The organism is Roseofilum sp. (genome assembly GCF_982964205.1).
In genome coordinates this window covers 16,213-40,309 of the sequence record NZ_CEZBFX010000014.1, presented here as the reverse complement: position 1 = coordinate 40,309, position 24,097 = coordinate 16,213, and the positions used below count along the sequence as shown (strand labels likewise).

At 46.8% G+C, this 24,097-nt stretch carries 23 protein-coding genes and 1 pseudogene; 14 read left to right on the top strand and 10 right to left on the bottom strand.

Annotated features, from left to right (window positions below; genetic code table 11):
• The first annotated feature begins 40 nt into the window (after positions 1-40).
• From AC3A14_RS06220 to AC3A14_RS06205, 4 genes are all read left to right on the top strand, one after another.
• Positions 41-229 carry a hypothetical protein gene (locus AC3A14_RS06220; RefSeq protein ID WP_271939893.1) on the top strand — a complete coding sequence of 63 codons (189 nt, stop codon included), beginning with the start codon at positions 41-43 and terminating at the stop codon, positions 227-229.
• Between the two features lie 75 nt (positions 230-304).
• Positions 305-868: a peptide deformylase gene (gene def / locus AC3A14_RS06215; protein WP_318698678.1), complete on the top strand. Its 564-nt coding sequence runs from the start codon at positions 305-307 to the stop codon at positions 866-868.
• Between the two features lie 9 nt (positions 869-877).
• The gene (locus AC3A14_RS06210) at positions 878-1,078 is read left to right on the top strand and encodes a hypothetical protein (protein ID WP_318698677.1); all 201 of its coding nucleotides are present in this window, start codon (positions 878-880) and stop codon (positions 1,076-1,078) included.
• 123 nt (positions 1,079-1,201) lie between these two features.
• A complete protein-coding gene (locus tag AC3A14_RS06205) occupies positions 1,202-2,536 on the top strand; it encodes a PrsW family glutamic-type intramembrane protease (protein ID WP_318732215.1) in 1,335 nt (444 codons plus the stop codon).
• 10 nt (positions 2,537-2,546) lie between these two features.
• Here the strand turns inward: AC3A14_RS06205 and AC3A14_RS06200 are convergent, their stop codons facing one another.
• A complete protein-coding gene (locus AC3A14_RS06200; RefSeq protein ID WP_318732214.1) occupies positions 2,547-3,152 on the bottom strand; it encodes a hypothetical protein in 606 nt (201 codons plus the stop codon).
• A gap of 275 nt (positions 3,153-3,427) precedes the next feature.
• On the opposite strand from AC3A14_RS06200, the gene AC3A14_RS06195 reads away from it, so the two are divergent.
• The 8 genes from AC3A14_RS06195 (at position 3,428) to AC3A14_RS06160 (ending at position 14,642) form a co-directional block, all read left to right on the top strand.
• Entirely contained in the window at positions 3,428-4,237 is an 810-nt protein-coding gene (locus tag AC3A14_RS06195) for a carbon-nitrogen hydrolase family protein (protein WP_318698674.1), read from the top strand.
• 97 nt (positions 4,238-4,334) lie between these two features.
• On the top strand, positions 4,335-5,771 hold the full coding sequence (locus AC3A14_RS06190; RefSeq protein ID WP_318719298.1) for a cation:proton antiporter: 1,437 nt from the start codon (positions 4,335-4,337) through the stop codon (positions 5,769-5,771).
• 226 nt (positions 5,772-5,997) lie between these two features.
• A complete protein-coding gene (locus AC3A14_RS06185) occupies positions 5,998-7,890 on the top strand; it encodes an N-acetylmuramoyl-L-alanine amidase (RefSeq protein WP_318719299.1) in 1,893 nt (630 codons plus the stop codon).
• Between the two features lie 107 nt (positions 7,891-7,997).
• Positions 7,998-9,545, top strand: coding sequence for an N-acetylmuramoyl-L-alanine amidase (locus tag AC3A14_RS06180; protein ID WP_318698671.1), 1,548 nt, complete (start codon positions 7,998-8,000; stop codon positions 9,543-9,545).
• A 60-nt stretch (positions 9,546-9,605) separates the two neighbouring features.
• A complete protein-coding gene (gene murI / locus AC3A14_RS06175; RefSeq protein ID WP_318698670.1) occupies positions 9,606-10,451 on the top strand; it encodes a glutamate racemase in 846 nt (281 codons plus the stop codon).
• Positions 10,452-10,529: 78 nt separating this feature from the next.
• Positions 10,530-13,856 (top strand): tetratricopeptide repeat protein, encoded by a 3,327-nt coding sequence (locus AC3A14_RS06170; RefSeq protein WP_487778940.1) that lies wholly within the window; start codon positions 10,530-10,532, stop codon positions 13,854-13,856.
• A gap of 185 nt (positions 13,857-14,041) precedes the next feature.
• Positions 14,042-14,263 (top strand): hypothetical protein, encoded by a 222-nt coding sequence (locus AC3A14_RS06165; protein ID WP_318732212.1) that lies wholly within the window; start codon positions 14,042-14,044, stop codon positions 14,261-14,263.
• On the top strand, positions 14,253-14,642 hold the full coding sequence (locus AC3A14_RS06160; RefSeq protein ID WP_318732211.1) for a type II toxin-antitoxin system VapC family toxin: 390 nt from the start codon (positions 14,253-14,255) through the stop codon (positions 14,640-14,642). The genes AC3A14_RS06165 and AC3A14_RS06160 overlap by 11 nt, the downstream gene beginning before the upstream one ends.
• A 72-nt stretch (positions 14,643-14,714) precedes the next feature.
• Here AC3A14_RS06160 and AC3A14_RS06155 read toward each other — a convergent pair whose 3' ends face one another.
• The 7 genes and pseudogenes from AC3A14_RS06155 to AC3A14_RS06125 form a co-directional block, all read right to left on the bottom strand.
• Entirely contained in the window at positions 14,715-15,527 is an 813-nt protein-coding gene (locus AC3A14_RS06155; protein ID WP_318732210.1) for an Rpn family recombination-promoting nuclease/putative transposase, read from the bottom strand.
• Between the two features lie 280 nt (positions 15,528-15,807).
• The gene (locus AC3A14_RS06150; RefSeq protein WP_318732209.1) at positions 15,808-16,098 is read right to left on the bottom strand and encodes a nucleotidyltransferase family protein; all 291 of its coding nucleotides are present in this window, start codon (positions 16,096-16,098) and stop codon (positions 15,808-15,810) included.
• 151 nt (positions 16,099-16,249) lie between these two features.
• Positions 16,250-16,372: a hypothetical protein gene (locus AC3A14_RS06145; RefSeq protein ID WP_318732208.1), complete on the bottom strand. Its 123-nt coding sequence runs from the start codon at positions 16,370-16,372 to the stop codon at positions 16,250-16,252.
• A 23-nt stretch (positions 16,373-16,395) separates the two neighbouring features.
• Positions 16,396-16,557, bottom strand: a pseudogene (locus tag AC3A14_RS06140) (Uma2 family endonuclease); the annotation flags it as partial.
• 90 nt (positions 16,558-16,647) lie between these two features.
• Positions 16,648-18,039 carry a hypothetical protein gene (locus tag AC3A14_RS06135; protein WP_318699759.1) on the bottom strand — a complete coding sequence of 464 codons (1,392 nt, stop codon included), beginning with the start codon at positions 18,037-18,039 and terminating at the stop codon, positions 16,648-16,650.
• A gap of 129 nt (positions 18,040-18,168) precedes the next feature.
• On the bottom strand, positions 18,169-19,464 hold the full coding sequence (locus tag AC3A14_RS06130) for a DMT family transporter (RefSeq protein WP_318732206.1): 1,296 nt from the start codon (positions 19,462-19,464) through the stop codon (positions 18,169-18,171).
• Positions 19,465-19,674: 210 nt separating this feature from the next.
• Complete coding sequence (locus AC3A14_RS06125) at positions 19,675-20,889, bottom strand: inorganic phosphate transporter (protein ID WP_318732205.1); 1,215 nt, start codon at positions 20,887-20,889, stop codon at positions 19,675-19,677.
• Between the two features lie 48 nt (positions 20,890-20,937).
• Between AC3A14_RS06125 and ruvC the strand changes: the two genes are divergently transcribed.
• Positions 20,938-21,432 (top strand): crossover junction endodeoxyribonuclease RuvC, encoded by a 495-nt coding sequence (gene ruvC / locus AC3A14_RS06120; protein WP_413038883.1) that lies wholly within the window; start codon positions 20,938-20,940, stop codon positions 21,430-21,432.
• A gap of 19 nt (positions 21,433-21,451) precedes the next feature.
• Positions 21,452-22,180 (top strand): C40 family peptidase, encoded by a 729-nt coding sequence (locus tag AC3A14_RS06115; protein WP_318732204.1) that lies wholly within the window; start codon positions 21,452-21,454, stop codon positions 22,178-22,180.
• A 121-nt stretch (positions 22,181-22,301) separates the two neighbouring features.
• Here the strand turns inward: AC3A14_RS06115 and AC3A14_RS06110 are convergent, their stop codons facing one another.
• Positions 22,302-22,940 (bottom strand): GDYXXLXY domain-containing protein, encoded by a 639-nt coding sequence (locus AC3A14_RS06110; RefSeq protein WP_318732203.1) that lies wholly within the window; start codon positions 22,938-22,940, stop codon positions 22,302-22,304.
• A 74-nt stretch (positions 22,941-23,014) separates the two neighbouring features.
• The gene (locus AC3A14_RS06105; RefSeq protein ID WP_318732202.1) at positions 23,015-24,034 is read right to left on the bottom strand and encodes a hypothetical protein; all 1,020 of its coding nucleotides are present in this window, start codon (positions 24,032-24,034) and stop codon (positions 23,015-23,017) included.
• Positions 24,035-24,097: the final 63 nt, after the last annotated feature.

Sequence of the window (24,097 nt, the reverse complement as noted above, 5' to 3'; positions counted from 1 at the left end):
TGTTAAGCTATAGAGAAGCCCTATCTGAATTAAAGAAACAATGGATCTATCCACTATTCAAGAAAAAGTCACTATCCTAGAGAGCAAGCGAGAAGCCCTCGTACAGTTACTCGAACAACCGAATCTAGGTAGTCTCCGGTTAGATGTCAATCAAGCCTTGGAAGAAATGGATGACCTAATTGAAGAATTTAAGCAAACCTTTCCCTTGTCATCAAGCGATCGCCCCTAATCTAAGTCAATACCGGAGTTGGTTACAATAGATCAGATGATTCACGACCTTTAGCTTGTTTAAGATACAGACCTTATGAGTTCTAGTGTTCTGGTAGAAAAGAAAAAACTCGATCGCCCCCCACTGAATATCCATACCCTAGGCGATCGCGTCCTGCGGACGAATGCCAAGCGGATCTCGAAAGTGGATGAGAGCATTCGCCAACTGGCTAAAGAAATGTTACAAACCATGTATAGTTCGGATGGAATCGGTTTGGCAGCTCCCCAAGTAGCGATCGCCAAACAACTGGTGGTGATCGACTGCGATCCGGAAGAGGCAGCCAATATTCCCTTAATCTTAATCAATCCCACCATTAAATCCTACGGTCGCGAACTCTGTACCTATCAAGAAGGATGTCTGAGTGTTCCAGGGGTTTACATGGATCTCCAGCGACCGGATGCAATTCAGGTCAGCTATAAAGACGAATATGGCCGCCCCAAAACCCTCCAAGCTGACGGACTTCTCTCCCGTGCTATTCAGCACGAACTCGATCATCTCCAGGGAGTGATGTTTGTAGACCGCATCGAAAATGCGATCGCTCTCAATGACGAACTGCAAAAATTTGGTTTTTCCAGTCAAGACGTTAAACCTTACTCATAGAAATAACCCATGGCTTTAACTCCCAAAAGTGGCTTACTCTTAGCCCTGTGCTGTATTGCGGCGATCGCCGCCACTGGCTGTATCTTTGAACTCTCTTCCGGCACACCCGATCTGGGAGTTTCCACGACGAGTATTATCTTAGCTATCAGTATCCCAGTCACCGGCTGGTCTTTTTTTGCGGCTGTTCAGGATGCAAACAACAACCAGTAACTGTTCTATTTCGGTAAACTGATGCTAAATTTACAGCCGTTTGTTCTGTTATTGAGTACAAGTAGGGGCGAAAAATTCTTTGCTCCTACTCCCTGTTGCCTATTGCCTAGCGCGTAGCGCTGTATGAGTGGGACTGAGCCTCAAGGATTCTTAAAACTGATTCGGGGATTAGGAAGAACCCAGTCTAATCCCCCATATCCCCTATGGGAAACTGAAGAGATGATCGTTGGGCGCGATCCCAGTTGCCAAATTGCTTTGGATGCCCATCAATATACAATTGTCTCCCGCAAACATGCGGTGATTCGGTATTCTCAAATAGACAACCATTGGGAAGTTTGCGATCTGGGCAGTGCCAACGGAACCTATGTTAACCAAAGTCTATTAAGAGGATGCCACTGCTTAAAGAATGGCGATCGCATTATGCTTGGTCTTAAGGGGCCAGTATTTGAAGTTGAATTGCGCTCTAGAAACATTACTCCAACTCCTACCTTAGTCTCTAACTCTAGCGTTTCTCAACCTGCTGCTACCCAGTCAGTTACCCTCACCCAACTGTTTCCCATCTTCTCCACCGGACAAGAATTAGCCCGTAAAGCTTATCTCATCCCTGCCAGTTTAACCGCTCTAGTGGCGGTGTTACTCTTTTTCCTCAGAATTCCAGAACTGTTTAATCTGGTTTTAGGAGCCTATTTAGCGGCGATCGCCTATACCTATATTTATCAACTCTGCGGTAAACATAAACCCTGGTGGCTGCTCCTCGGATCGGCCCTCTGGACACTCCTACTCGCCATTCCTCTAGTGCAACTCCTTGCTCCCTTCTTCTACCAAGGCCTGGCAGGATGGGCAACTGGAGACCAATTTTTACCAACATTAGCCCGTCAAACCCTAGGGACAGGGCTGTTAGAAGAGTTGATCAAAGCTCTTCCCATCTTCCTAGTTCTCTTTTGGGGTAAATTCCGCTTTGTCTCTACTCACCAAACCTGGGGAGTACGAGAACCTCTTGATGGCATCTTAATTGGTACTGCTTCTGCCGTTGGTTTCACCTTAATTGAAACCCTAGGCTTGTATGTTCCCTCCCAAATTCAAAGTATTGCCGCCATTTCTGGAGGCGATATGGGACAACTCGCTGGACTACAATTATTAATTCCTCGAATTCTGGGATCGGTGTCTGGACATTTGGCCTATAGCGGCTATTTAGGCTACTTTATCGGTCTGAGTATCCTGAAACCCAAGCAACGATGGCAGATCCTAGCTATTGGCTATGGGAGTGCTGCCTTATTACATGGACTTTGGAATACAACGGGAACTTTTGTCGCCTCCCAAGTGTCTCTATTCGCAGGGTTGATCTGTTTAGCCGCCATTGGTGTATTATCTTACGCTTTTTTAGCTGCCGCTATTTTGAAAGCTCGTGCCCTTTCTCCCACGCGATCGCAAAATTTTGCTACCCGAATTAAAGGATAGATCCCCTAACCTAAACTGGATCTATCGGTCGATCTCGATAGGCGATCGCATAACGAGCCACAGCTAAAGTTAATCTTGCTCTGTCCAACTCTGAACAGGATTCCCAATCTAGGGTACTTGCTTTTTGCACCACCTGGTCTAAAGCCGTTTTTTCTTCTCCTCCCCGCATAGCATAGGCAAAGGGACGAGCTAAGACCAATAGATCTTCAATATCCCACTGGGACAAGCTATCTTGGACACAGTGAATTAACTGATCGGCCATGGATGCTGAAGACGTAGTTAATTCCTCTGCCTTAGCCGCAATCATTTCCAGTACAGACTGGGGAACTATTGGGCTAAATTTCCCTTGCAATTGAGAGTTTAAACAATTAGCGGCTACGGGTTGGAAGGAATCCCATGCTTTATCCAAATTTTGATAAAATTTGCGACAGCCTTCATCCAAATCAGCCACCATCTCTGAAGTGTGCGTTTCCATCAAATGCTCGATTTCCGAGAAATAAGCCTCGCCCTCTAAAATCGAGTAATTCCACGGGTAAACTCGTTCCTGATTCGACAATAGAGCTTCAATCAGTTCTATGTCTAGGGGGTAACCTGGAGGGGGCCAGTCTGAATTCATCTTAAATTTATCCGTCATAATACTTAAGCAATATCGGCACTTGCATCTTAATAGCACGAGTAACTACAACTTAGCTGTTTGCTGTTCCGTAAGAATTCAGCAGTCTGGAGTTAGGAGTTGGGAGTTGGAAGTAACTTATTCTCTCTACGATGTCTATATCTCCATATCTGGAGTGTTTGGAGTCTCTCCTCATTGTCTATTGCCTTTTCCCTATTCCCCTAATGTCCATCTAACAGGTATCCTAGATAGTTTATTCCTCACATCCAGTTCAGACCATGAAACCCTATCGAGCAGCCGCTATCCAGATGACCAGTGTCCCCGATCTGGAGAAAAACCTTGCTGAAGCGGAAGACCTCATTGATTTAGCCAAACGTCAAGGGGCAGAACTGATCGCCCTACCAGAAAACTTCCCCTTCTTGGGCATAGAAGCAGAAAAAATTGCCCAAGCGGACTCTATTGCCAGGCAAACTGAGAAATTTCTCAAAACGATGGCCCAACGCTTCCAAGTGACTCTCCTAGGGGGCGGATTTCCGATCCCGGTGAGCAGCGATAAAGTTCATAATACGGCTCTGCTGATTAATGCTAATGGAGAAGAAGTAGCCCGGTACTATAAAGTCCACTTGTTTGATGTTAATGTCCCTGATGGGAATACCTACCAAGAATCTTTAACGGTGGAAGCAGGAACTGAAGTGTCTCCGATCTACAAGTCTGAGGAGTTCGGTTACTTAGGATTATCCGTCTGTTATGATGTGCGCTTTCCAGAATTGTATCGCTCTTTGTCTGAGCAAGGCGCTGAGGTTTTGTTTATTCCGGCTGCTTTTACCGCTTATACCGGAAAAGATCATTGGCAGGTTTTATTGCAAGCCAGAGCGATTGAAAACACCTGTTATTGTATCGCACCGGCCCAAACTGGCTGCCATTATGCTCGCCGTAAAACTCACGGTCACGCCATGATTATCGACCCTTGGGGGATTATTCTCGCCGATGCTGGAGAAGAACCCGGAGTGGCGATCGCCGAAATCAATCCTAACCGTTTACAACAGGTGCGTCAACAAATGCCCAGTTTAAGTCATCGCGTATTCTAATCACAATCATGTGAAACTCTTACTTTCGCTTTTCTTCAGATTTGCTTTACATTTGTAAAGAACCTGTACAGTAGACATCGATCAGTTAAATAATATAATGGTTGAAATATTCCCTTGGGTGTTTTCTCACACCCCAACCAGTCTCACCCCTCTGTTAGCGACAGCAACTGAAAGCCACGAGCCCCCCAGCGCTACCCTCGTCTTAGCTGGAGTCCTTCTGAGCCTTGTTACTATTTATCTAGCCAGTAAAATTGGTAGTGAATTATGCGCCCGCCTGGACTTGCCTCCCGTCCTTGGAGAACTCTTGGGAGGGGTCGTTATTGGGGTTTCTGTCCTCAAATTGCTGGTATTTCCAGAAGGCGGGGCAGGTGCGGAGGGATCTCTAATTATTACTTTGCTCGAACAAACAGCCGGTTTGACCCCGGAAGGAGCCAACGGCGTTTTTCTGGCTCAAAGTGAGGTTATCTCCGTTTTATCAGAATTAGGGGTTATTTTTCTCCTGTTTCAAATCGGTTTAGAATCTGACTTAAAACAACTTATTGATGCCGGAGTCCAATCGGCATTAGTTGCGATCACGGGAGTCGTTGTCCCGTTTTTAGCCGGTACATTGGGACTGATTTATCTTTTCCATGTGCCGAGTATTCCTGCCATCTTTGCTGGTGCAGCCTTAACCGCCACCAGTATTGGAATTACAGCTAAAGTATTGGCAGAAATCAAACATCTGAATGACAAAGAAGGGCAAATCATCATTGGTGCAGCCGTATTAGATGATATCCTCGGCATTATTATTCTAGCGATTGTCGCTTCTTTAGCTGAAAAAGGAGAAGTGGAAGTTTCCAGCATTATTTATCTGGTGCTCAGTGCTGCCGCATTCCTGATTGGTTCGATTATCTTGGGTCGCCTTGTCATGCCCTACTTTATGGGTTTACTGAATAAACTCACTACCCCAGGGACTCTATTAATCGGTGGATTAATTATCGCCTTTATTTTTGCCTATATCGGTGCAGTCATTCAACTCGAAGCCATTTTAGGAGCCTTTACGGCTGGTTTAATTCTGGGAGAAACGGAAAAACATCGAGAACTCGAAGAATTAGTCGAACCGATTGGATTTATGCTCGTTCCTATTTTCTTTGTCACTGTTGGAGCCGAAACCGATTTGTCTGTTCTCAACCCTGCGGTTCCCAGTAACCGGGAAGGCCTGATTATTGCCAGTTTTCTAGTGGTTGTGGCGATCGTTGGTAAAGTTGTCAGTGGCTTTACCCTATTCGGTGGCGAACCCGTAAATCGGATCGCCGTTGGTGTAGGTATGATTCCACGGGGAGAAGTGGGATTAGTCTTTGCTGGAGTTGGATCGGCCAGTGGTGTTCTACCCGAATCCTTGGATGCAGCTATTATCGTGATGGTCATCCTGACTACTTTTGTGGCACCACCCTTATTGAGAGTTGCTTTTCAACAATCAGAGACCTCTGAAGCATCAAGTGAGGAAGCAAGCAAAGAACCCGCAGCGATCGCCGAATCTGAAACGACCCAGTGAAGCGATCGCCACCGATTGGCATTAAAATCAGCATTGAATAAAAGATTATGGGGGTGCAGTCATCTGGTTAGATCGCGATCGCGATCTCATCCAGGATTGCCCCCCATCCCTTTTGTTGAATCAGTCAGCACTTGTAATATACTCGTGACCGGACTGTTACTTACACACTCCTCCCAATCAACCGTCATCAACCGTCATGAAATTTAGTCACTCTAAAGGCCCATCTGTGAAACTGCGTTGGTTATTTCCTAGCCTTTTAGGACTCTGGCTATGGTCAGCTCCAGTCCAAGCAGCCAGCTTACAATATTGGCGGTTTGATGCCAGAAACAATCGTCTGGAATTTGCCACCAATGGGCGGGTTCAACCTACCGCTCAACTGATTTTTAATCCCACCCGTTTAGTGATTGATTTGCCAGGAACCACTTTAGGTAATCAAATTCGCTCTCAATTTGTATCGACTCCAGGGATTAAACAAGTTAGAACCGGGCAATTTGAACGGAACACCACCCGTATCGTCATCGAATTGACTCCAGGGTATACCCTAGACCCCAGTCAAGTGAGATTTGTGGGGTCTTCTGCTTCCCAATGGACGGTACAATTGCCCCAACCCCAACGAGAGGGAACCACCCCAACACGCCCCAATCCTCCCCCAACCTTAACTTCGCCTCCCAACCCTCGGCCGGTTGCTCAACAGCCCTCCCCGAACCGCAGCACCAATCAAATTGAAGCCGTTCGAGTTACAGGAGATGGTTTTTTTATTCGCACTACCAATCAGCCAGACATTGCCAGGGTAGAGCGCTCCTCAGACCAGCGTCAAATTGAAATCGATCTCAAAGGCGTTGCACTACCCAATAATTTAAACCCAAGACGCTTAAATATTAATAGTCGAGGGGTGAATCAACTGATTCTCAGCCCCTTGGAGGGAGATAATGCCGGAACCCGCATTACCCTCAATGTCAATCCCCAAAGTGCGGATTGGCAAGCTTTACCCAATCGCCTAGGTATGGTTCTCATTCCGAGGGCAGGGAGTGGAACGAATATGTCCGGTTCCAGACCTTGGCCTGCGGGTCGCCAAATTACAGCCGCAGATTCTAATCAGTTTGATCCAACTCAACCACCATTGATTCAGGCGATCGAACTTTCTGGAGGCAATTCCCAATTGGTGGTTCGCGCTACCGGAAGAGTCAATGCTGTGGGTCAATGGCCCAACCCTTCGGTTTATACCTTAAGAGTCTCTCCCGCTCGCTTAGGGGAAAATGTCCCATCGATTCCCGTTGGAGGGAATAGTCCCTTTTCTCGTTTTGATGTCCAACAGGCTGACGAGCAAACTGTGGTGATTTCGATGACTCCTCGTTCTGGGTTCACCTTGGGACAGATCAATCAAGCGGGTTCTCAGGTGATTGCTTTATCTTTGGGGTCAAGTGGTTCAACACTCCCTCCCATCGCCACTTCTCCTAATCCTCGCCCTTCTACTGTTCCCATTCCTGTCCCGCGACCGGCTAATCCACAACCGGCTCCTAGCCGTCCCTCACCGGGTGTCCAATGGCCTCTGCCTTCGACCAGACGCACCCCCAATTCTCGGATTACGATTGTGATCGATCCGGGTCACGGCGGCCGCGATCCGGGTGCAGTGGGGATTGGAGGATTGCGAGAGACGGACGTGGTTTTAGATATCTCTCGCCAAGTGGCCGCTATCCTACAACAAAATGGGATTCAAGTGATTTTAACCCGCGATCGCGAAGTCGAAATCGATCTCGCGCCTCGGGTCAATCTCGCCCAACGGGTAAATGCGACTCTCTTTGTTAGTATTCATGCCAATGCGATTAGTCTGAGCCGTCCGGATGTCAATGGAGTAGAAACGTACTACTACAACACAGGCCTTCGCCTAGCCCAAGCGATTCAAGGTTCCATCCTCCGGAGCATACCGATGAGAGACCGAGGCGTAAAACGCGCTCGCTTTTATGTCCTCCGTAGAACTTCGATGCCTTCCGTATTAGTGGAAACTGGATTTGTGACTGGGGCACAGGATGCTCCCCGGTTAAGGACTCCAGCCTTTAGAAGTCAAATGGCTCAGGCGATCGCCAATGGAATTTTGCTGTACGTCCGGCAAAACTACTAGAGCTAAGTTCGGAAAGTTTCACGCCCTCATCAGGGTTCACTTCCAAGGCTGATGTAGGGATTGTCGGATGAGCAAGGGCGTATCACTATCATCAGCGAGGAAATGGCGTGAAACTTCATTGGCTCTTACCCGGTGTTTTAGGATTATGGCTGCTTTCATCTCCTGTCTATGCAGCCAGTTTGCAAAATTGGCGCTTTGATGCCAGAAGCAATCGTTTAGAATTTACTACCGATACCAATGTCCAACCGAGAGCGCAACTCATTTACGGGCCAACTCGTCTGGTGATTGATTTACCAGGAATTCAGTTAGGCAGACAATTGCGTCAACAATTGGTCAATACCCCTGGGATTGCACAGGTGCGAACCGGGCAATTCAATTCTAATACGACTCGCTTAGTCATTGAACTCAAACCGGGTTATACCATTGACCCCAATCAAGTTAAATTCCAAGGTATTTCCCCTCGTCGATGGGTCGTTCAAATTCCTAATCCTCAACGAGATAGACGACCCATTACACCCCCTCCAGTCTCTTCTCCTCAACCCGCTCCCCCGAGCAGCGCCTCATCGGTAGTCGAAGCGATTCGCGTCACTGGTGATGGATTTTATTTACGGGTGAACGGAGAAAAACCTAACGTTAAATCGGTCAAACGCACCTCAAATCAACAGGAAATTACTATTGATTTTGAGGGGGTGACCTTAGCAAGCGATTTACATCAAAGACCCTTGGTAATTAATAGTCGAGGGGTAAGGCAAATCCAGATGAGCCAATTGCAGGATTCTATTGTCCGGGTGACTCTAGATGTAACCCCTGCAAGTCCAGATTGGCAAGGGTTAACAAATAAGTTTGGAGCAGTAATTATTCCGGTTTCTGGAAGTAGGGGTCAGATGGGTCAAGAAGCACAGCAACCTTGGCCTGCAAATCGGGAATTGGTATCGGCTAATGCTTCTGTTGGCCCTTCTCCTACGCAACCTCCATCACCTTTACCGACTCAAGATGGCATTGCGATTAATGTACCGCCACCAGCCAAACCCTTACCTCCTCCAGCACCTCGTCCCCAACCTTTACCTCCTCCAACAACTAATCCTCGTCCTTCCAACCCCAGACCTCCTCGGAATTCTCGCATTCGGGTAGCCATTGACCCCGGTCATGGTGGCCGCGATCCGGGAGCAGTGGGAAATGGACTCCTGGAAAAAGAGATTGTGATGGATATCTCCAATCAAGTGGCTGCTATCTTGGAGCAAAATGGCGTACAAACCGTGATGACCCGTCGCGATGACCGGGAAATTGATTTAGCGCCAAGAGTTGCGACGGCTGAGAGGGCAAATGCGACATTATTTGTGAGCATTCATGCAAATGCGATTAGTCTGAGCCGTCCAGAAGTGAATGGCTTAGAAACGTTTTACTATCAAACCGGTCAGCGTTTAGCTCGTGATATCCATAATACGATCCTGCAAACTTTAAATATTCGCGATCGCGGAGTTCGTCGTGCTAGATTTTATGTGCTGAGGAAAACATCGATGCCTTCGGTCTTGGTGGAAACTGGATTTATCACCGGTCGGGAAGATTCGGTGAAGTTAGCTAACCCAGTTTTCCGTCGCCAGATGGCTCAAGGCATCGCGAATGGCATTTTGCGCCATATTCAGCAAAATTATTAGTGGGGGGAGGCGCAGCTAAACCCCATGGTGTGAGTGAGTGATTTGGAGTAAAGAGAAATCATGACCATCAATCATCGACCAATTGGGGTTTTTGATAGCGGTGTAGGCGGACTAACGGTTCTGAGTGAACTGTATCGTCAGCTTCCCCAGGAATCGATTATTTATTTTGGCGATACGGCACGCTTGCCCTATGGTACGCGATCGCCGGAAGAGATTATTCAATTTGTACGAGAAATTATCACCTGGATGGAACAGCAACAGGTGAAAATGGTTGTCATGGCTTGCAATACCAGTAATGCTTTAGCACTAGAAGCCATTAGCGATGAGTTCTCAACTCCCATCCTCGGATTAATTTTACCAGCCGCTAGAGCGGCTGTTGCTGTTGGTAAACGAGTGGGAGTAATTGCCACTCCTGCAACTGCGGCCAGTCAAGCCTATCGTCAAGCTATGATTGAAGTCGATCCAACGGTTCAGGTATGGCAAGTGGGATGCCCAGAGTTTGTACCCCTCATTGAACAAAATCGCATCAATGACCCCTATACTTACGAGGTTGCCCGCTCCTATTTGCAACCTCTGCTACAACAAAATATTGATACTCTGGTTTATGGTTGCACCCATTACCCTCTTTTAGATTCGGTGATTCGTCAACTACTACCCAAATCGGTACAGGTGATTAATCCAGCCGTTCATGTCGTCAAAGCAACAGGTCAAGAGCTAGATTTGCTGGGTTTGCGGAATGCCTACGCACCTAAGCCCACCCGCTTTGGTGTCAGTGGTTCTCCCCAACAGTTTACTACTCGTTCTCTGTGTTGGTTGGGATATACCCCCCTGGTTGAACAGGTATATTTAAGTCCTGTTCCGGTTTCTAATGCACGAGAGTGCAATAAAGAAAATGCGACCATGTAAGCCATAACTGCTAACCGTAGGGGGGAAAATGTTTCGCTCCTACGAGACGTAGAATAGGGAATAGAATAAAGAGCAACGATGGTATTGTTGGCGATCGCATGGATTTACTCACTCAACGCCGTACTCGGTTACTGGGTTCTACCGCGTTATTTATTGTTAGGCGGTAACCTCTGTCAGGGGGCATTAGCGCCATTAGGACTCTCCGTTGCTGCTGTGGTTGGGGGGATGATTGCTAATGATGCGATTCCCCAGTACATGGAAAATCTGACGGTGCGGTTGCGTGATAGTCGGGGGCAACTGGACAATCATGATTTAGCCAAAGCGGTGGGATTGGCGATTGGACTGCTGATTCAGGCGAGGGTAGAAGCCGGAACCTATAAAAGCTCGAAGCAAGAGCTGGTATCCCTAGCTAAATGTGCGGTGAAACACTGGAAAACCGTCGCCCAGGAGCTGAAGGCGATGGAAAATGATAAATTTGACCCCATTCAGGGAGATCGGGTTCTGGGCTGGTTTAGCCAGGCTCTGGGCAGTGAGCCGGTGCAGGTGTTGACGGAAGCGGATTGGTTGGAGCTGTTGGAGGAATTGCGGGTATATGCCCATGTGCAGTTAGGGGAGAATGTTCTCAAGCAGTTGGCGATAGACTTGCGGGATAAGTTTGCGTTTGCCTTGCGGGAAGTGTTGAAAGCGGATTGTTCCGAGGGGGGGAAAGCCTTTGGGGGGTTGGTGATTTCCCTGTTGGGGGCGATTCATGCGGGGTTGCAGGAAGTGCAGGTTCCCCAGGAGAGTCGGGAAGAGGTGAACCAAGCATTGGCAAAATTGGGGGAGCTTCAGCAGGAGTTAGCCAGAAGTGAGGCAGAAAATCAGGCGCGGTTTCGGCAGTTATCCGCGCAGTTGGGTGTGGGGATAGAGGTCATTTTAGGAGAAATTGACAGAACTCAGGAGATTCTCAACCGCTTGCGGGGATGGTTAGGGGGGCAGTTTGAGCAGGTATTGGCAGGACAACGGGAAATTTTAGCGGGGCAAAATCGCTTAGGAATTACCCTCACCCAAGAGATACAGGAGAGCGAAGGGCGCATTATTGGATTTTTACAGCAGGAAGGGAAACCGCAGAAATCCACTGGGGTGGGGGCTGTGGGGGATACTGTGCCTCGGACTACCCATTGGCAGGGGAGAGCGAAAGAGTTGGCGACGGTTTACGGATGGTTGCAGGATCAGGATCGGAAGTTGGGGATTATTTTGGGGATAGCGGGGATGGGGAAATCCTCTCTGGTGGCGAAGGTGTATCGGGAGCATGAGGCGTTTAGCGGTAAATATTGGGCAGAGTTGGGAGAGCGCCCTAAGTTTGCGAGTTTGGCGCGGCGGGTTTTGCAGGAGTTGGTGGGGATAGATCGGGAGATTGTGGAAAAAACGCCCGATGCTCAGGTATTGGAACTGTTGATTAACCGGTTGCAAAAGCAGAACTATTTATTGGTGTTGGATAACTTTGAGTCGGTGTTGGCAGATGGGGAGTATACGGAGTTTTTGCAGGGGTGGTTAGACTGTTGCGCTCAGACGGAGATTTTGGTGACGACGCAACAGGAGCCAGACTTGGTGTGGGTGGAGCCGAATATTTTACCCTTGTCGGGGTTATCGAAACGGGAAGGAGCGCAGTTATTGCAGGCACTGGGAATTGGGGGAACGGTTGAGGAGTTGGAAGCCTATGCGGAAAAGGTGAATGGACATCCGTTGACGTTGCGTCTGGTAGCCGGGATGTTGCAGGAGGAGAGGGGAAACGAGGCAACCTTGGCAGACTTGGAGCAGTTGCAGGTAGTAGATGTGCGGCAGTTGCTGGCAGATGAGCGCATTCGAGGCAGACATCGCCGGGAAACCGTGCAGTTGCTGGTGGTGTTGGATCGCAGTTTTAGTTTGTTGTCGTCGGTTTGGCAAGAGCGGTTATTGCGGTTAACGGTATTGCGGCAAGGGTTTGATGCCGCTCTGGTGTCGGCAATGGTGGGCGCAGAGGTGAAGGAGAAGGAGTTACGCAAGCTTGCCGAGCGCGGGGTTTTGGTGAAAGCAGAAGGGCGTTATCAGTTTCAGCCGTTTATTTGGGAGTATTTGCAGTATCGCGCTGGGGATGTGAGGGAAGCACACGAGCGAGCGGTGGAGGTGTATGACAGTCGGTGTCAAATGCCCGAAGATTGGAAAACAGCAACGGTTGAGGATGTGCAGGATTATGTGGAGTTGTTTTATCACCTGTGCCAGTTGGGAGAGTATGTGCAGGCATTTGATGTAATTCGTAATAATCCAGGAGATTATAAGAAGTCAGTTAGTGAGTTTCTAGATATACGGGGTTACAACGCTCTGCGGATTGAACTCTATCTGCAATTAGTGCCCCATTTATCCAACGAGCAAGACTGGCGCTACACTGCCTCTTTGACAAGCTTAGGCAATGCTTACCATTCCCAAGGAGAGTACGAAAGAGCCATTTCCTTCCACCAGCAGTCTCTGGAAATCCAACAACAAATCGGCGATCGCTCTGGCATTGCCACTTCTTTGATGAACTTAGGCGGTACTTACTATTACCAAGGAGACTACGAAAGAGCCCTATCCTTCCACCAGCAGTCTCTGGAAATCCAACAACAAATCGGCGATCGCTCTGGCATTGCCACTTCTTTGATGAACTTAGGCGGTACTTACTATTACCAAGGAGACTACGAAAGAGCCCTATCCTATACCCAGCAGTCTCTGAAAATTAAACGAGAAATCGGCGATCGCTCTGGCATTGCCTCTTCTTTCAACAACTTAGGCTTGGCTTACAATTCCCAAGGAGACTACGAAAGCGCCATATCCTTCCACCAGCAGTGTCTGGAAATCCAACAACAAATCGGCGATCGCTCTGGCATTGCCTCTTCTTTGGGCAACTTAGGCAGTGCTTACCATTCCCAAGGAGACTACGAAGCAGCCCTATCCTTCTACCAGCAGTCTCTGGAAATTAAACAAGAAATTGGCGATCGCTCTGGTGAGAGAAGAGTTCTAAACAATCTGGGTTTGCTCTGCTATTACCTAGAACAATATGAAGAGGGAATAGATTATCTTCAGCAAGCATTAGTTATAGTCAAGAATATTGGGGAGATTGCTGGTGAAGGGAAAGGACTCGATACTTTAGGTAAACTCCTAATCCAACTCGAACGCTATTCAGAAGCAGAGGAGTCCTTGCAAACTGCCTTAACCCTTTCCACCCGCGTTAACGATGTTTACAATCAAGCCCATGTTCATCAAAACTTTGCCGTACTCTATCAAAAGCTGGGCAATCTCGATCTGGCTCGCAGCCATTGTCAGCAAGCCCTGGCGTTAGCCACCCAGTTAGGGATACCCCTGGTTGAAGAGTGCCGGAGTTTGAATGAACAATTAACCAATGAACAATGAACAATGAACAATGAACAACGAAGAGATGTCTGCGTCGTAGCCAGAAACCGGGTTTCTGCCAGAGATGAGGAGAAGCGCCTGAAATGAGGGAGAAACCCGGTTTCTTTGGGTGGGGGGGGCATAAGCGAGTCGGCGATCAATATAATTGATGCAGAAGTGACTCAAAACCACTGGATAAATCGCCAATGTCCATCCTTGACCAAATCATAGCCCAAGTGCAAGAAATGCCAGAACACTTACAATGGCGGGTTCTTGACTTCACCCACAGCTTGACAAATAGAGAAATTTCTGGCACACCCGGACAGACATTACTGGGTGTTGCAGGTTTGATTCCAGTCGAAGATCTACAACTTATAGCAGATGCAATTCAGGAAGACTGTAGCCAGATAGATATCAATGAATGGTAGATATTTACTCGATACAAATATTATCATTGCGCTCTTTGCTGATGAACCAATGGTTAAACAGCATTTGGCTGAAGTAGTAGATTGCTTTATTCCCAGTATGGTTATTGGCGAATTGTGTTATGGTGCGAGAAAATCGAACCGATGGGAAGCCAATTTAGAGAGAATTGAAGTATTAATTGCCAAGAGTACAATTCTTGAGTGTAATACGCAAACTGCTCGTCAATACGGTGAAGTTAAACATCAACTCAGGCTTAAAGGTCGCCCTTTACCTGAAAATGATATTTGGATTGCCTCATTAGCCTTACAATACGATTTAACCTTGGTAACGCGAGATGCTCATTTTCAAGAAGTCGAAAATCTACAAACCGTAGCTTGGTGAGCCAACAATGAATGACTCGAAGAGGCGATCGCGCCGAATCATTGTTAATTTTTAATTGAAGGGCGATCGCCATTATTTCTCATCGCCATCCAAATTCTCTAGGATTTCGGTCACCGTTTCCAGGGGAAGATTCAGGATTTCGGCGATCGCTTCAGCAGATAAGCCATAACGAGCCATCTGGGAAATTACCTCTTGTCGAGTCTCTTCTCGTCCTTCTTCTCGTCCTTCTTCCCGTCCTTCAGTTAAGGCTTCTTGGTAAACTTTGGTTTGTCGAATTTCGCTCAGTCCTAACATCACTTCAATCTCCTCCCGGCTTTTGGTGGGTAGCTTATAGACTATTATAGTCTCGATCAAATCAATCAGATTCTGTTGTACCTGTTGTTGGGTTAACTGGGATTTTGCTTGTGCAATCAGGGTCTTAGCTTTTTCTGGAGCGGTGCTTTCCTGCTCCATAATCAGTTTAACCACACCTAACCCTAATGACTGTTGAGGCAGTTCATTCAGATAGATGCGTCGCACTTGGGGAAGCAAAAGTTGGTCAGCGAAGTGTAGGGGATTTACCCTCTCCGTGTTCCGGTTGGGATAAATGATGACAACTTGCCAAGGGTGAGGAGGTTTATATTGTCTCAGATAGAGGAACAGTTCGCTAAATAAGCGGTAATAGAGATCTTCATCTGGCTGAAATTGCACCTCGGTGATATAGAAAGGAAGATCGGGGTTATTGCTATTGGGAAGGAACAGTCCATCGAGACGGAAAGCCAGTTGTTTCACTTCTACGGAGGTAAAGGTGTAGAGGTTGGCTCTCGTTGAGGGAAGTCCACAGAGTTCAAAGAAGAATTGGGGAAAATCTTGGAAGACTTTGTAAAAGAGGGTATCAGTTTTCATCCAGTTATGGAGATTTCGGCATGAGTCTATTGTCCCAGATACTAGGTTTCTTTCGGACTGCGTCCGACATGAATGGGTGGGTGGCGATCGCAAGTTGATAGAATGAAATCGCTTAGGTTTGATTGATTTGGAAGGAACCCCATGACTCCCTACACCTCTGTAGAACAAAGACTCGAAGCAATCTCGATCATCTCGCGAATTGTAGCGATTGCTTCCCTGCGGTCGCAATGACATCTATTTAATCTGTCTCTTCATCGTTTAAGTCAGATATAAACTGAGATTACGCGACATGGATGGCTTGAGTAATCACGACTTCACAGATTTGAGGCTTGAGGTCTTCTTTGATCACTAAATCGACTTTTCTTGTAAACAGGTCTTCTAGAAAAAACTTTAAATCTATATAAGCATCAAACGTGATTTTCCCTTCAAATTCTACCAGAAAATCCAGATCGCTATCGGGTCTAGCTTCGTTCCGAGCAACAGAGCCAAAAAGTTCTAAAGATTTTACGCCCAAATTATGCAAGGTTTCTGGATGCTCTTTCAGAGTAGAAATAACGGTTTCCTGATTCATAGTTTGATGAAGTAATTGTATAATTATAATATCCTTCTTATTATAGCGATCGCACCCTAGGGAGCTAGAAACCGGGTTTCTGCGACAATCTAGGGGTGGAGCTGCAAGATAAGGAGAAACCCGGTTTCTTTGGGTGGGAGGCGAAGCGCCATTATCGATCGTTGCGATCCAAATTCTCTAGGATTTCGGTAACTGTTTCGACTGGAAGATTCAAGATTTCGGCGATCGCTTCAGGAGAGAAGCTATATTTTCTAGCGCAAAGTACTATAATCACCGTTGAATGTTCTGAGGGAAATTTGGCACTAATTCAGAGGTATCTAATTCACTTTGGATTCTCCCCTGATAAAAAGAGTGTTTAATTTTAACTGGACTCATAACGATTTGTCCCCATTTATTTAATTCAATTTTGAAGGGTAAATCTTGTAATTGTTTATGGGTACAAACGTCTTCCCAGTTCATGATGAGTCACCTAGAACAGTTAAAAAATGAGAGAGAGCGGTTACTTCGACTGCGCTCAGTGACGGCTCTCCATTGCTAACTTTTTGCCTTTTAGCCCACGGGTAAAACTTCTGTTTCTGGAAGTGCTGCTCTGAGGGCGCTTTTCCGTGCTTCAAACAACTCTAAAAGTTTTTCAATCACAATTTGTAGAACATCGGAGGGGAATAGTGCTAAAAAGTCAGAGGCTTTCAGTTCTCCTTTGAAAAAAGCTTTAGCCTGAAGGGTGAGTTCTCGAATCTGATCGAATCCCATAGATTTGACCATAAAGGTACTCAAAGGGGAATTTTTTAGGTCGTAGGATGAGTCTTGTAAGCGTCCTTTTTCCAGGAGAGTAAGAACCTCTTTTTCTAGTCCATTTCCGGGTTGATGGGGATTGGTGACTGGGGGAAGTAATTCCTCTAAGACGACTCCGACACTGCCTTCAGTACGCATTTCGCCCATCATGGTGGAGATGGGGATGTTTTTACCAAATTGCAAGGAGAGGGCTTCTAGGAAGGCAATGGAGAGCAGTTTGGTGCCTAAATAGAGACGACCGACATCCATGTTCCGTTGCGATCGCTCAATCAAAAGCTGATACTCTGTTGATTCAGGGACATTGCGAAACTCATGGAAAATAATCTCCGGTTTCAAGAAATTCATGAAACCTTCCATTTTCTGTAATGCTGTGCGATATTGGCTCACCGTATAGGAATTGGAGTTTTTCAGGTGATGGTTGGTTTCTGGCAATAAATTCCAGGTTCCATCTAGGAAGCGAGCCGCACTTTCATAAGCAAAGCTACCGACATCACGATTTGACATTCGTACCGAACTATACACGGTTTCGAGCATGGTTTCTTCCGTGAGTTCAGTTTGGTATTTTTCGTTAACTGCCCTTAGTCTTTTGTATAATACTTCGCTACTACTGAACCCTTCTGGTGTTTTAGAGCGAAAGGGAATCGTGGCTTCAATACAAGCGATAATTTGCAGGATTAGACCCGGACTCAAAAAATCTTCATACACTTTAGCAGCAACTAGGGCGCTGAGGAATTCATTTTGTCCCGTCATAGGGGAAAGTTTTTGTCCAGCCTGGAAATTAAACAAATCCAAGACCATTTCAAACATGCCATCTTTGGGCAATTTATCCCGGTCTAGGATCAGGAGATCTTCTCCGACTTGACTAATAAAGGGACTAATATAGTAGCTTAAGTTAAAATTTACACTTTTATCAACTTGTACATAGACCACATCGTGAAATAAAGCCGCCAGGACTTCGATCGCATCGTCTCTCCCTCCGACTTCAAAAATATGCTCTGGCGTATGGAAATACCGCCAAGGCCCCGTCATGGTTTGCACAATCAGGTCAGCAATATCGGAAAGCTTACTTGGCTCAACCTTTACCTCTAACTGATCGATCGCCCAAACCAGCTTTTCTAAACATTGTTTTTGGTCATTTTCAAGACTCATGGAGACCTCTGCACCTTTCGTCGATCCAATTGATAATTATCATTATGCACATAAGATAGGAGAGGTGGGAGTGAGCTAGCCAAAATTCACCGCTTCTCCCATCCGTATATTCTCCTGGATTTTTCTATTTTAGGCTTTTTTGGAGGCTAACATGCGTTCTAAACTCATGCCCAACACGCCTAGAGTTACCAAGCCTAACCCTACCCATTGCTGCATTTTGAGGGCCTCAGCAATCAAGAATAAGCTAAATAGAGCCGTCAGAGCCGGACCACTCGCTCCGACAATAGAGGCTAAAGCAGGGCCAGCAAAGCGAATAGCAAAGTTATTGAGCAAGTAACTTCCGAGGGTGAGAAGTCCCAAAATGCTTCCCCCAATCAACAGACCCGTTTGAGTATTCGGTTCAATGACTACACCCAACTCAGGGGGTAAGGGAAACATCAGGGAAATTCCGGAAAAGACAAAAATAGCGGCAAACGACACCAGAGAAAACGGAATTGGGTGTAATTTCTTAGTTCCCATGCCCACTAATAGCACGTAACCCGCAAAGGTGACTCCAGCACCGATCGCCGCCGAGATACCGAGTTGGGTATTGCCTTCGACACCGCCTTGAGGTAGGGCCATGATTCCCCCAGCGAGGATAACAGCCATGGCAATAATGCGAGCCAGGTTGGGGCGATCGCCAAATAGGGCCCAAGAAGCAAACACGGTTACAATCGGATAGATAAAGAAAATCGTGATCGCAATTCCTGTAGGAATATTACCAATGGCGATATAAATACAGACTTGGGACAAAAACAGGAAGAATCCACTGCCAACCACCTTGAGCATGTGGTCATAATCATTGGACTTGATGAAGCGCTTTAGGTCTGACCAAACGGAAGGATAGAGAAATGTCGCCAAGATCGGAAAGACCAACATCACCACAATCATCCGCAAAAACAGAATCAGCAAAGAATTGCCTAAGCCCGGAGTAATCAACCCATCGACAGGAAACATATCTAAGACCAGTCGGGGTTCAGGGGAAAGTTTTAATAAGATTTTTAGAGTGACGTTGAATAAAGAAAGGACGCAAGCGGATAAGAAGGCTAAGAGTAAACCAGTGACCACTTGACCTTCTTTGGGCTTCGGCTTGGGGCTTGGAGGTGCGGTTGGGGGCTGATTAACCGGTTCTTCCCGAGTAGCCGAAGTAGATATCGGATGTACTGTGGGTTGTGGTTTTTCAATTTGCGATCGCAACCGATGGGCCAAACCCTCTAGCGTTCTGATTTCCTCGAGAAGTCTAGCTCCTTTGTCACCGAGGGTCTGGCCATCTTGATTCAATTGATGGGCCAGTTCCTCTTGTAGCCTTTCCAGGTCTTGATTAACTTTCCTTAAAGTCTCTTCGGCGCTTCTTGCCTTAGAGTTGTCTAAGTCCGTGTTGTCCATTTGATGTTCACTTGAAAGACGACGGGTAGGGGGCGAAAGCCCTTTCCAGAAGTAATAAGGCCTTTGTTGCTTTAAGCATAGCGATCCAAGGGAGAGAACGGAGGATTTTTGCTAGGAATTTAACAATCTTAATGAAGAACCAGCAAGGAGGATAGCCGTCACTGCACCCAGGCGCTTTTAACCCACAGAGCGAGTTGATCTGTGCCGTGTTTATGCCCAAAACAGGCGAACTATTGCCAAGATAGTAGCACTTATACTAGCAGTCAGGGGAAGGGTGATTGCCCAAACTAGGCCAATTTCTCTGAGGGTCTTGAATTTGAGGGGGGAAGAAGGCGATCGCTGTATTATACCAATGCCAACGACAGCACCCACGAGAGCATGGGAGGTGGAGACGGGAAACCCAAACCGGGAGGCGAGTAAAATGGTGGTAGCCGTAGCCACTTCGGCGCAAAACCCACCACTGGGTTTGAGGGGGGTAATGTTTTCGCCGACGGTAGAAATTACGTTTTTACCCCAAATGGCTAATCCGAAAACAATGCCGATCGCTCCAACGATTAAACTCCAAAGGGGGACTTGAAAGTTTCCCGCTATCAGCATATCCCCCTGTCTAATTTGGCTAATCACGGCTAAGGGGGCGATCGCATTGCCCACATCGTTGGAGCCATGGGCAAAGGCGACAAAACAGGCGCTAATGACTTGAAATTGGGCAAAGAGTCCTTCTAGGGGTTTTTCTGAGCTAAACTGATGCCAACTGAGGGCTGTCAGACCGAGAGTGCCCAAGGCGGCTGTGCCAATCATGGCAGTATGATTGGGAAGATGGGGAATGGAACAATTGGCAAATAGGGTTGGCAAGACAATTGCCCCAAAAATACTGAATAAACCCGTACAGATCCAGGGAATCCATTCTTGCAGCCTGAGTTGGGATTGAGGATGGTCTAAAATCCAGGCTTTGAGGCGATGGTAAAAGACCATGGCCAGGCTACCACTGACCACTGGGGTAATGATCCAAACGAGGGAAATGCGCCCCAGGGTAGACCAATCCATGGCTTCTGGGCCGATTGCCACCCCACTAAACCCGGCGATCGCCCCGACAATGGCATGGGAAGAAGCCACAGGTAATCCAAAGCTGGTAGCAATTTGTAACCACAGTCCGCAGGTGAGCAGTACAGAAACCATCCCCAGAAAAAGAAGTTGGGGATCGGGGGCAAATTCTTCTAGATGAATCAAGTCGGTAGCTAAGGTTTCGGAGACTCGAGAGCCAAACCAAACCGCTCCGGTAAATTCTAAGATGCCTGCAATCAAGACGGCTTGGGTGAGGGTAATGGCCTTCGATCCGACAGATGTTCCCATGGAATTGGCCACGTCATTCGCGCCCAAATTGCAGGCGACGTAGAAGGCCAGTAGAACAGGTAAGAGTAAATCCATCCAGTAATACCTAATTTAAGCTTGATGGGAGAGAGAGTCACAATTATGATTCAAAAACGGATTTTAGGGTTAGATCCAGGATTAGCCCGTTTGGGGTTTGGCATTCTGGACTGCGAGCAATGCGAGGATACCCAAGAGGAGCGCTTGAATCCCTTGGATTTTGGAGTAATTACCACTCCGAGTTCCCAAGCTGTGGGCGATCGCCTCTGTACCCTTTATGATGACCTGCAAGCGATTGTCACCCAGTGGAAACCGGATCTAGCGGCGATCGAAAAATTGTTTTTCTATCGTATGGGTAATACGATTCTGGTGGCTCAAGCGCGAGGGGTGCTACTCCTGGTTTTAGCTCAACACCAGATCCCTATGGTTGAATATACGCCTGCCCAAGTCAAGCAAACTCTGACCGGATATGGCAAGGCTGATAAGGAGGAAGTCCAAGAATCGGTGATGCTAGAGTTAGCTCTAGAAGAGATGCCTAAACCAGATGATGCGGCTGATGCGTTGGCGATCGCTTTAACTGCCTGGTTTTGCCAATTCGATTAACCCTTAACAATTAACTATTATGATCGCTCTTGAAAAACTGACCACGACCCAAGCTTATCAATTTTGTGACACTGTAGATTTATACAATTCCTGTGAAACGGAAGAGTTAGCAACTCAGGCGGCTGGCGATCGGCAATTTCACCTCATTGGATCTCCCCAAAATAATGCCGTTCCCATCCTCTTATCTGAAGACGATTATCCCTGCTGGTTATCTTTGAACGACTTAGACAAAATCAACCTTGCCTTAGCACCCTATCAACCGCATCCCGTCTCCCGTGCTGAAATTGAAACAAGGATCGATCGCATCATTGCCTACACCCAATACGCCATGGATCAACCCAATCACTATCTGTGGGGAGGAACAGTTCCCCCTAATTATGATTGTTCTGGATTAATGCAAACTGCTTTCGCCTCGGTCGGGATCTGGATACCCAGAGATGCCTATCAACAACATAATTTTACCCAATCCATTGCTATTGAAGAAGCTGAACCTGGAGATCTACTATTTTTCTCTTCTAAACAACGAGTTACCCATGTCGCTTTATATTTAGGCGATCGGAACTATATTCATAGCTCTGGAAAAGATAACGGTCGCAATGGCATTGGTATAGACCCTTTATCCTCTGAAGGAGATTCCTTGAGTCGATATTATCATCAACTATACTGTGGTGCAGGTCGAATTATTACAGGCTATATCAGTACTGGCAATCCCAACGCTCAATTTGAATGTCCTATCACCGATCAATGAATTCATGAAAATCGGGCGTTTTATTGGTATAGCGGTTTGTGTTGTGTTCTGGGTTATAGCAGTTCAACCCTTGGCGATCGCTCAATTGCCTATTGCAATCGATCGGGATGATTCCTGATTTTTAAAACTGATAACATTGGTCATTAATGCAGAGTTGAATCAGAACCGATCGCCCTCGATCGTCAACTTTAATTTCTACAACAAAGGGTTGACGTTCTTGTTGTTGCGATAAGTTGATTTCCTCATTAATTTTCTGCCGTTGATCTTCTGGCATATAATAGGTTTCTAACCCATAAACCAATTGTCCTTGATTCACTCGTCCCCGTAAGGCAATTTGATTAGAGGGTAAGTTTTGCGGTAAACGAGGACTAACGGCGATCGCACTCCAAGGTTGTGGCAGTTCTCCCTGTTGTTGTCCTTGCGGTTGTTCCAAAATCAGATAAAACTCTCGACTGAACTGGTTTGGCTTACTCGACAATTGATCCCATCCAGGAAGATTCTGCAAGGTTTCCCAGCGAGAAATATCATAACTCAAGGTTTGGGAATAGCCCCGTAACCAATCGTAGGGGTCAACCGGTTGGGTTTGTAAAATTACGGTTTTGCCTGTGATTCTAGTATAGAACGCTTGACCCGGAATGGCTACGACTAAGCCTACCTGAATAGCCAAGGGAACAATTAAGCGCCACCAGGGAATCTGAGAGCGTTTTAGGGAAGTTGGTAGAGGTTGAGAAAGGACAGATGGGGGAATAGAGTTAGACATAAACCTATTGATTATGCAGTGTTCTTAAGTGATTTTTCAAACTCGCTCATCCGCTCCAAAATCTTGAGCTGCTCTTAAAGCGATCCAGGTTTAACAAAACTGATTTCAGAAACTTGTCCATCTGCTGTTAATACGAGTGTAATTAAATTACGAGGGCCTTCTCCTGGGGCAGCATAACTTTCAATTGGCCGGTCATAGTTGTAGAGTTCCCGATTGCGATCGCTCAAATCAATGGTGTTTTCAGTATCGAGAATCCTAGCATACTCTAGAGCTTGTGCCCGAGAAACCGGTCTACGAGGAAAAACAACTGCTCGATTTCCCCCCTCCAGATAAGCACGAGCCAGAATCACCACATCTTGAAATGCATATTGTGATTGAGTTTGATACAACTCAGAGTAAGCTTGATATAACTCAGAGGGTGAAAATAAGTCTGGGCAAGTACCTATCGCACCACAGAATTGTTTATCCTGTTGAATTTCTGCAAATAAAGCAGCATCTAAAGAGCGATTTTGATACTCTGTATTAACACCGTAAGCATCGGGATTCATACCCGCGAAATAGGGATCGGGATTCGGCCCACTCGCTACTGTGGCAATGACAGCCAACACTGGACCATTATCTAAAGCCCGATCTTGATAGACAAACTCAAACCGACAGGGGGCCAAACCTGTACCCGCACAATCAACAACTTCCTCATACCCTAAGTCATACATTTTTTGTAACAACCCCCCAGGATTGTAGTGGCGCACGGGGCCGGTCGTTTCTATAGTATGCGGAATCCATCCCTGTGCCATTAATCGTCTCCGTACTTCTCCATAGCGCAGACCAGTTTCAGCCTTCCATTGCTCATTTAATGCGAGGATACTCGCTGGGCCTAGTGCGTGAGTAGCAGAGGTTTGTGAGGGAGCCAAGTCTGTAGGGTTGGCTTTTCCCCCATTCGAGGATTCGATTTCAGGAACTGAAGAAGAGCGAGTCGAGTTTTCAGTCACCTCAGAGGAAACAGAGGTACAGCCTAGAAGACCTAAGCTGGTCGTCAAGAGTAGGGTTGCCAGGCGAGCAGAACATTTCCAAGCCAATGTTTGAGTTTTGATCATTTGTAGAAGTTAGGGAATAGAGAGTAGGGAATAGGGAATAGGGAATATTTCTTTTCCTGCCCA

Excerpts from the sequence above, each read along its gene's own strand:
- AC3A14_RS06220 (WP_271939893.1), top strand. The coding sequence starts at position 41 with ATGGATCTATCCACTATTCAAGAAAAAGTCACTATCCTAGAGAGCAAG.
- def (WP_318698678.1), top strand. The coding sequence starts at position 305 with ATGAGTTCTAGTGTTCTGGTAGAAAAGAAAAAACTCGATCGCCCCCCA.
- AC3A14_RS06210 (WP_318698677.1), top strand. The coding sequence starts at position 878 with ATGGCTTTAACTCCCAAAAGTGGCTTACTCTTAGCCCTGTGCTGTATT.
- AC3A14_RS06205 (WP_318732215.1), top strand. The coding sequence starts at position 1,202 with ATGAGTGGGACTGAGCCTCAAGGATTCTTAAAACTGATTCGGGGATTA.
- AC3A14_RS06200 (WP_318732214.1), bottom strand. The coding sequence starts at position 3,152 with ATGAATTCAGACTGGCCCCCTCCAGGTTACCCCCTAGACATAGAACTG.
- AC3A14_RS06195 (WP_318698674.1), top strand. The coding sequence starts at position 3,428 with ATGAAACCCTATCGAGCAGCCGCTATCCAGATGACCAGTGTCCCCGAT.
- AC3A14_RS06190 (WP_318719298.1), top strand. The coding sequence starts at position 4,335 with ATGGTTGAAATATTCCCTTGGGTGTTTTCTCACACCCCAACCAGTCTC.
- murI (WP_318698670.1), top strand. The coding sequence starts at position 9,606 with ATGACCATCAATCATCGACCAATTGGGGTTTTTGATAGCGGTGTAGGC.
- AC3A14_RS06170 (WP_487778940.1), top strand. The coding sequence starts at position 10,530 with ATGGTATTGTTGGCGATCGCATGGATTTACTCACTCAACGCCGTACTC.
- AC3A14_RS06165 (WP_318732212.1), top strand. The coding sequence starts at position 14,042 with ATGTCCATCCTTGACCAAATCATAGCCCAAGTGCAAGAAATGCCAGAA.
- AC3A14_RS06160 (WP_318732211.1), top strand. The coding sequence starts at position 14,253 with ATGAATGGTAGATATTTACTCGATACAAATATTATCATTGCGCTCTTT.
- AC3A14_RS06155 (WP_318732210.1), bottom strand. The coding sequence starts at position 15,527 with ATGAAAACTGATACCCTCTTTTACAAAGTCTTCCAAGATTTTCCCCAA.
- AC3A14_RS06150 (WP_318732209.1), bottom strand. The coding sequence starts at position 16,098 with ATGAATCAGGAAACCGTTATTTCTACTCTGAAAGAGCATCCAGAAACC.
- AC3A14_RS06135 (WP_318699759.1), bottom strand. The coding sequence starts at position 18,039 with ATGAGTCTTGAAAATGACCAAAAACAATGTTTAGAAAAGCTGGTTTGG.
- AC3A14_RS06130 (WP_318732206.1), bottom strand. The coding sequence starts at position 19,464 with ATGGACAACACGGACTTAGACAACTCTAAGGCAAGAAGCGCCGAAGAG.
- AC3A14_RS06125 (WP_318732205.1), bottom strand. The coding sequence starts at position 20,889 with ATGGATTTACTCTTACCTGTTCTACTGGCCTTCTACGTCGCCTGCAAT.
- AC3A14_RS06115 (WP_318732204.1), top strand. The coding sequence starts at position 21,452 with ATGATCGCTCTTGAAAAACTGACCACGACCCAAGCTTATCAATTTTGT.
- AC3A14_RS06110 (WP_318732203.1), bottom strand. The coding sequence starts at position 22,940 with ATGTCTAACTCTATTCCCCCATCTGTCCTTTCTCAACCTCTACCAACT.
- AC3A14_RS06105 (WP_318732202.1), bottom strand. The coding sequence starts at position 24,034 with ATGATCAAAACTCAAACATTGGCTTGGAAATGTTCTGCTCGCCTGGCA.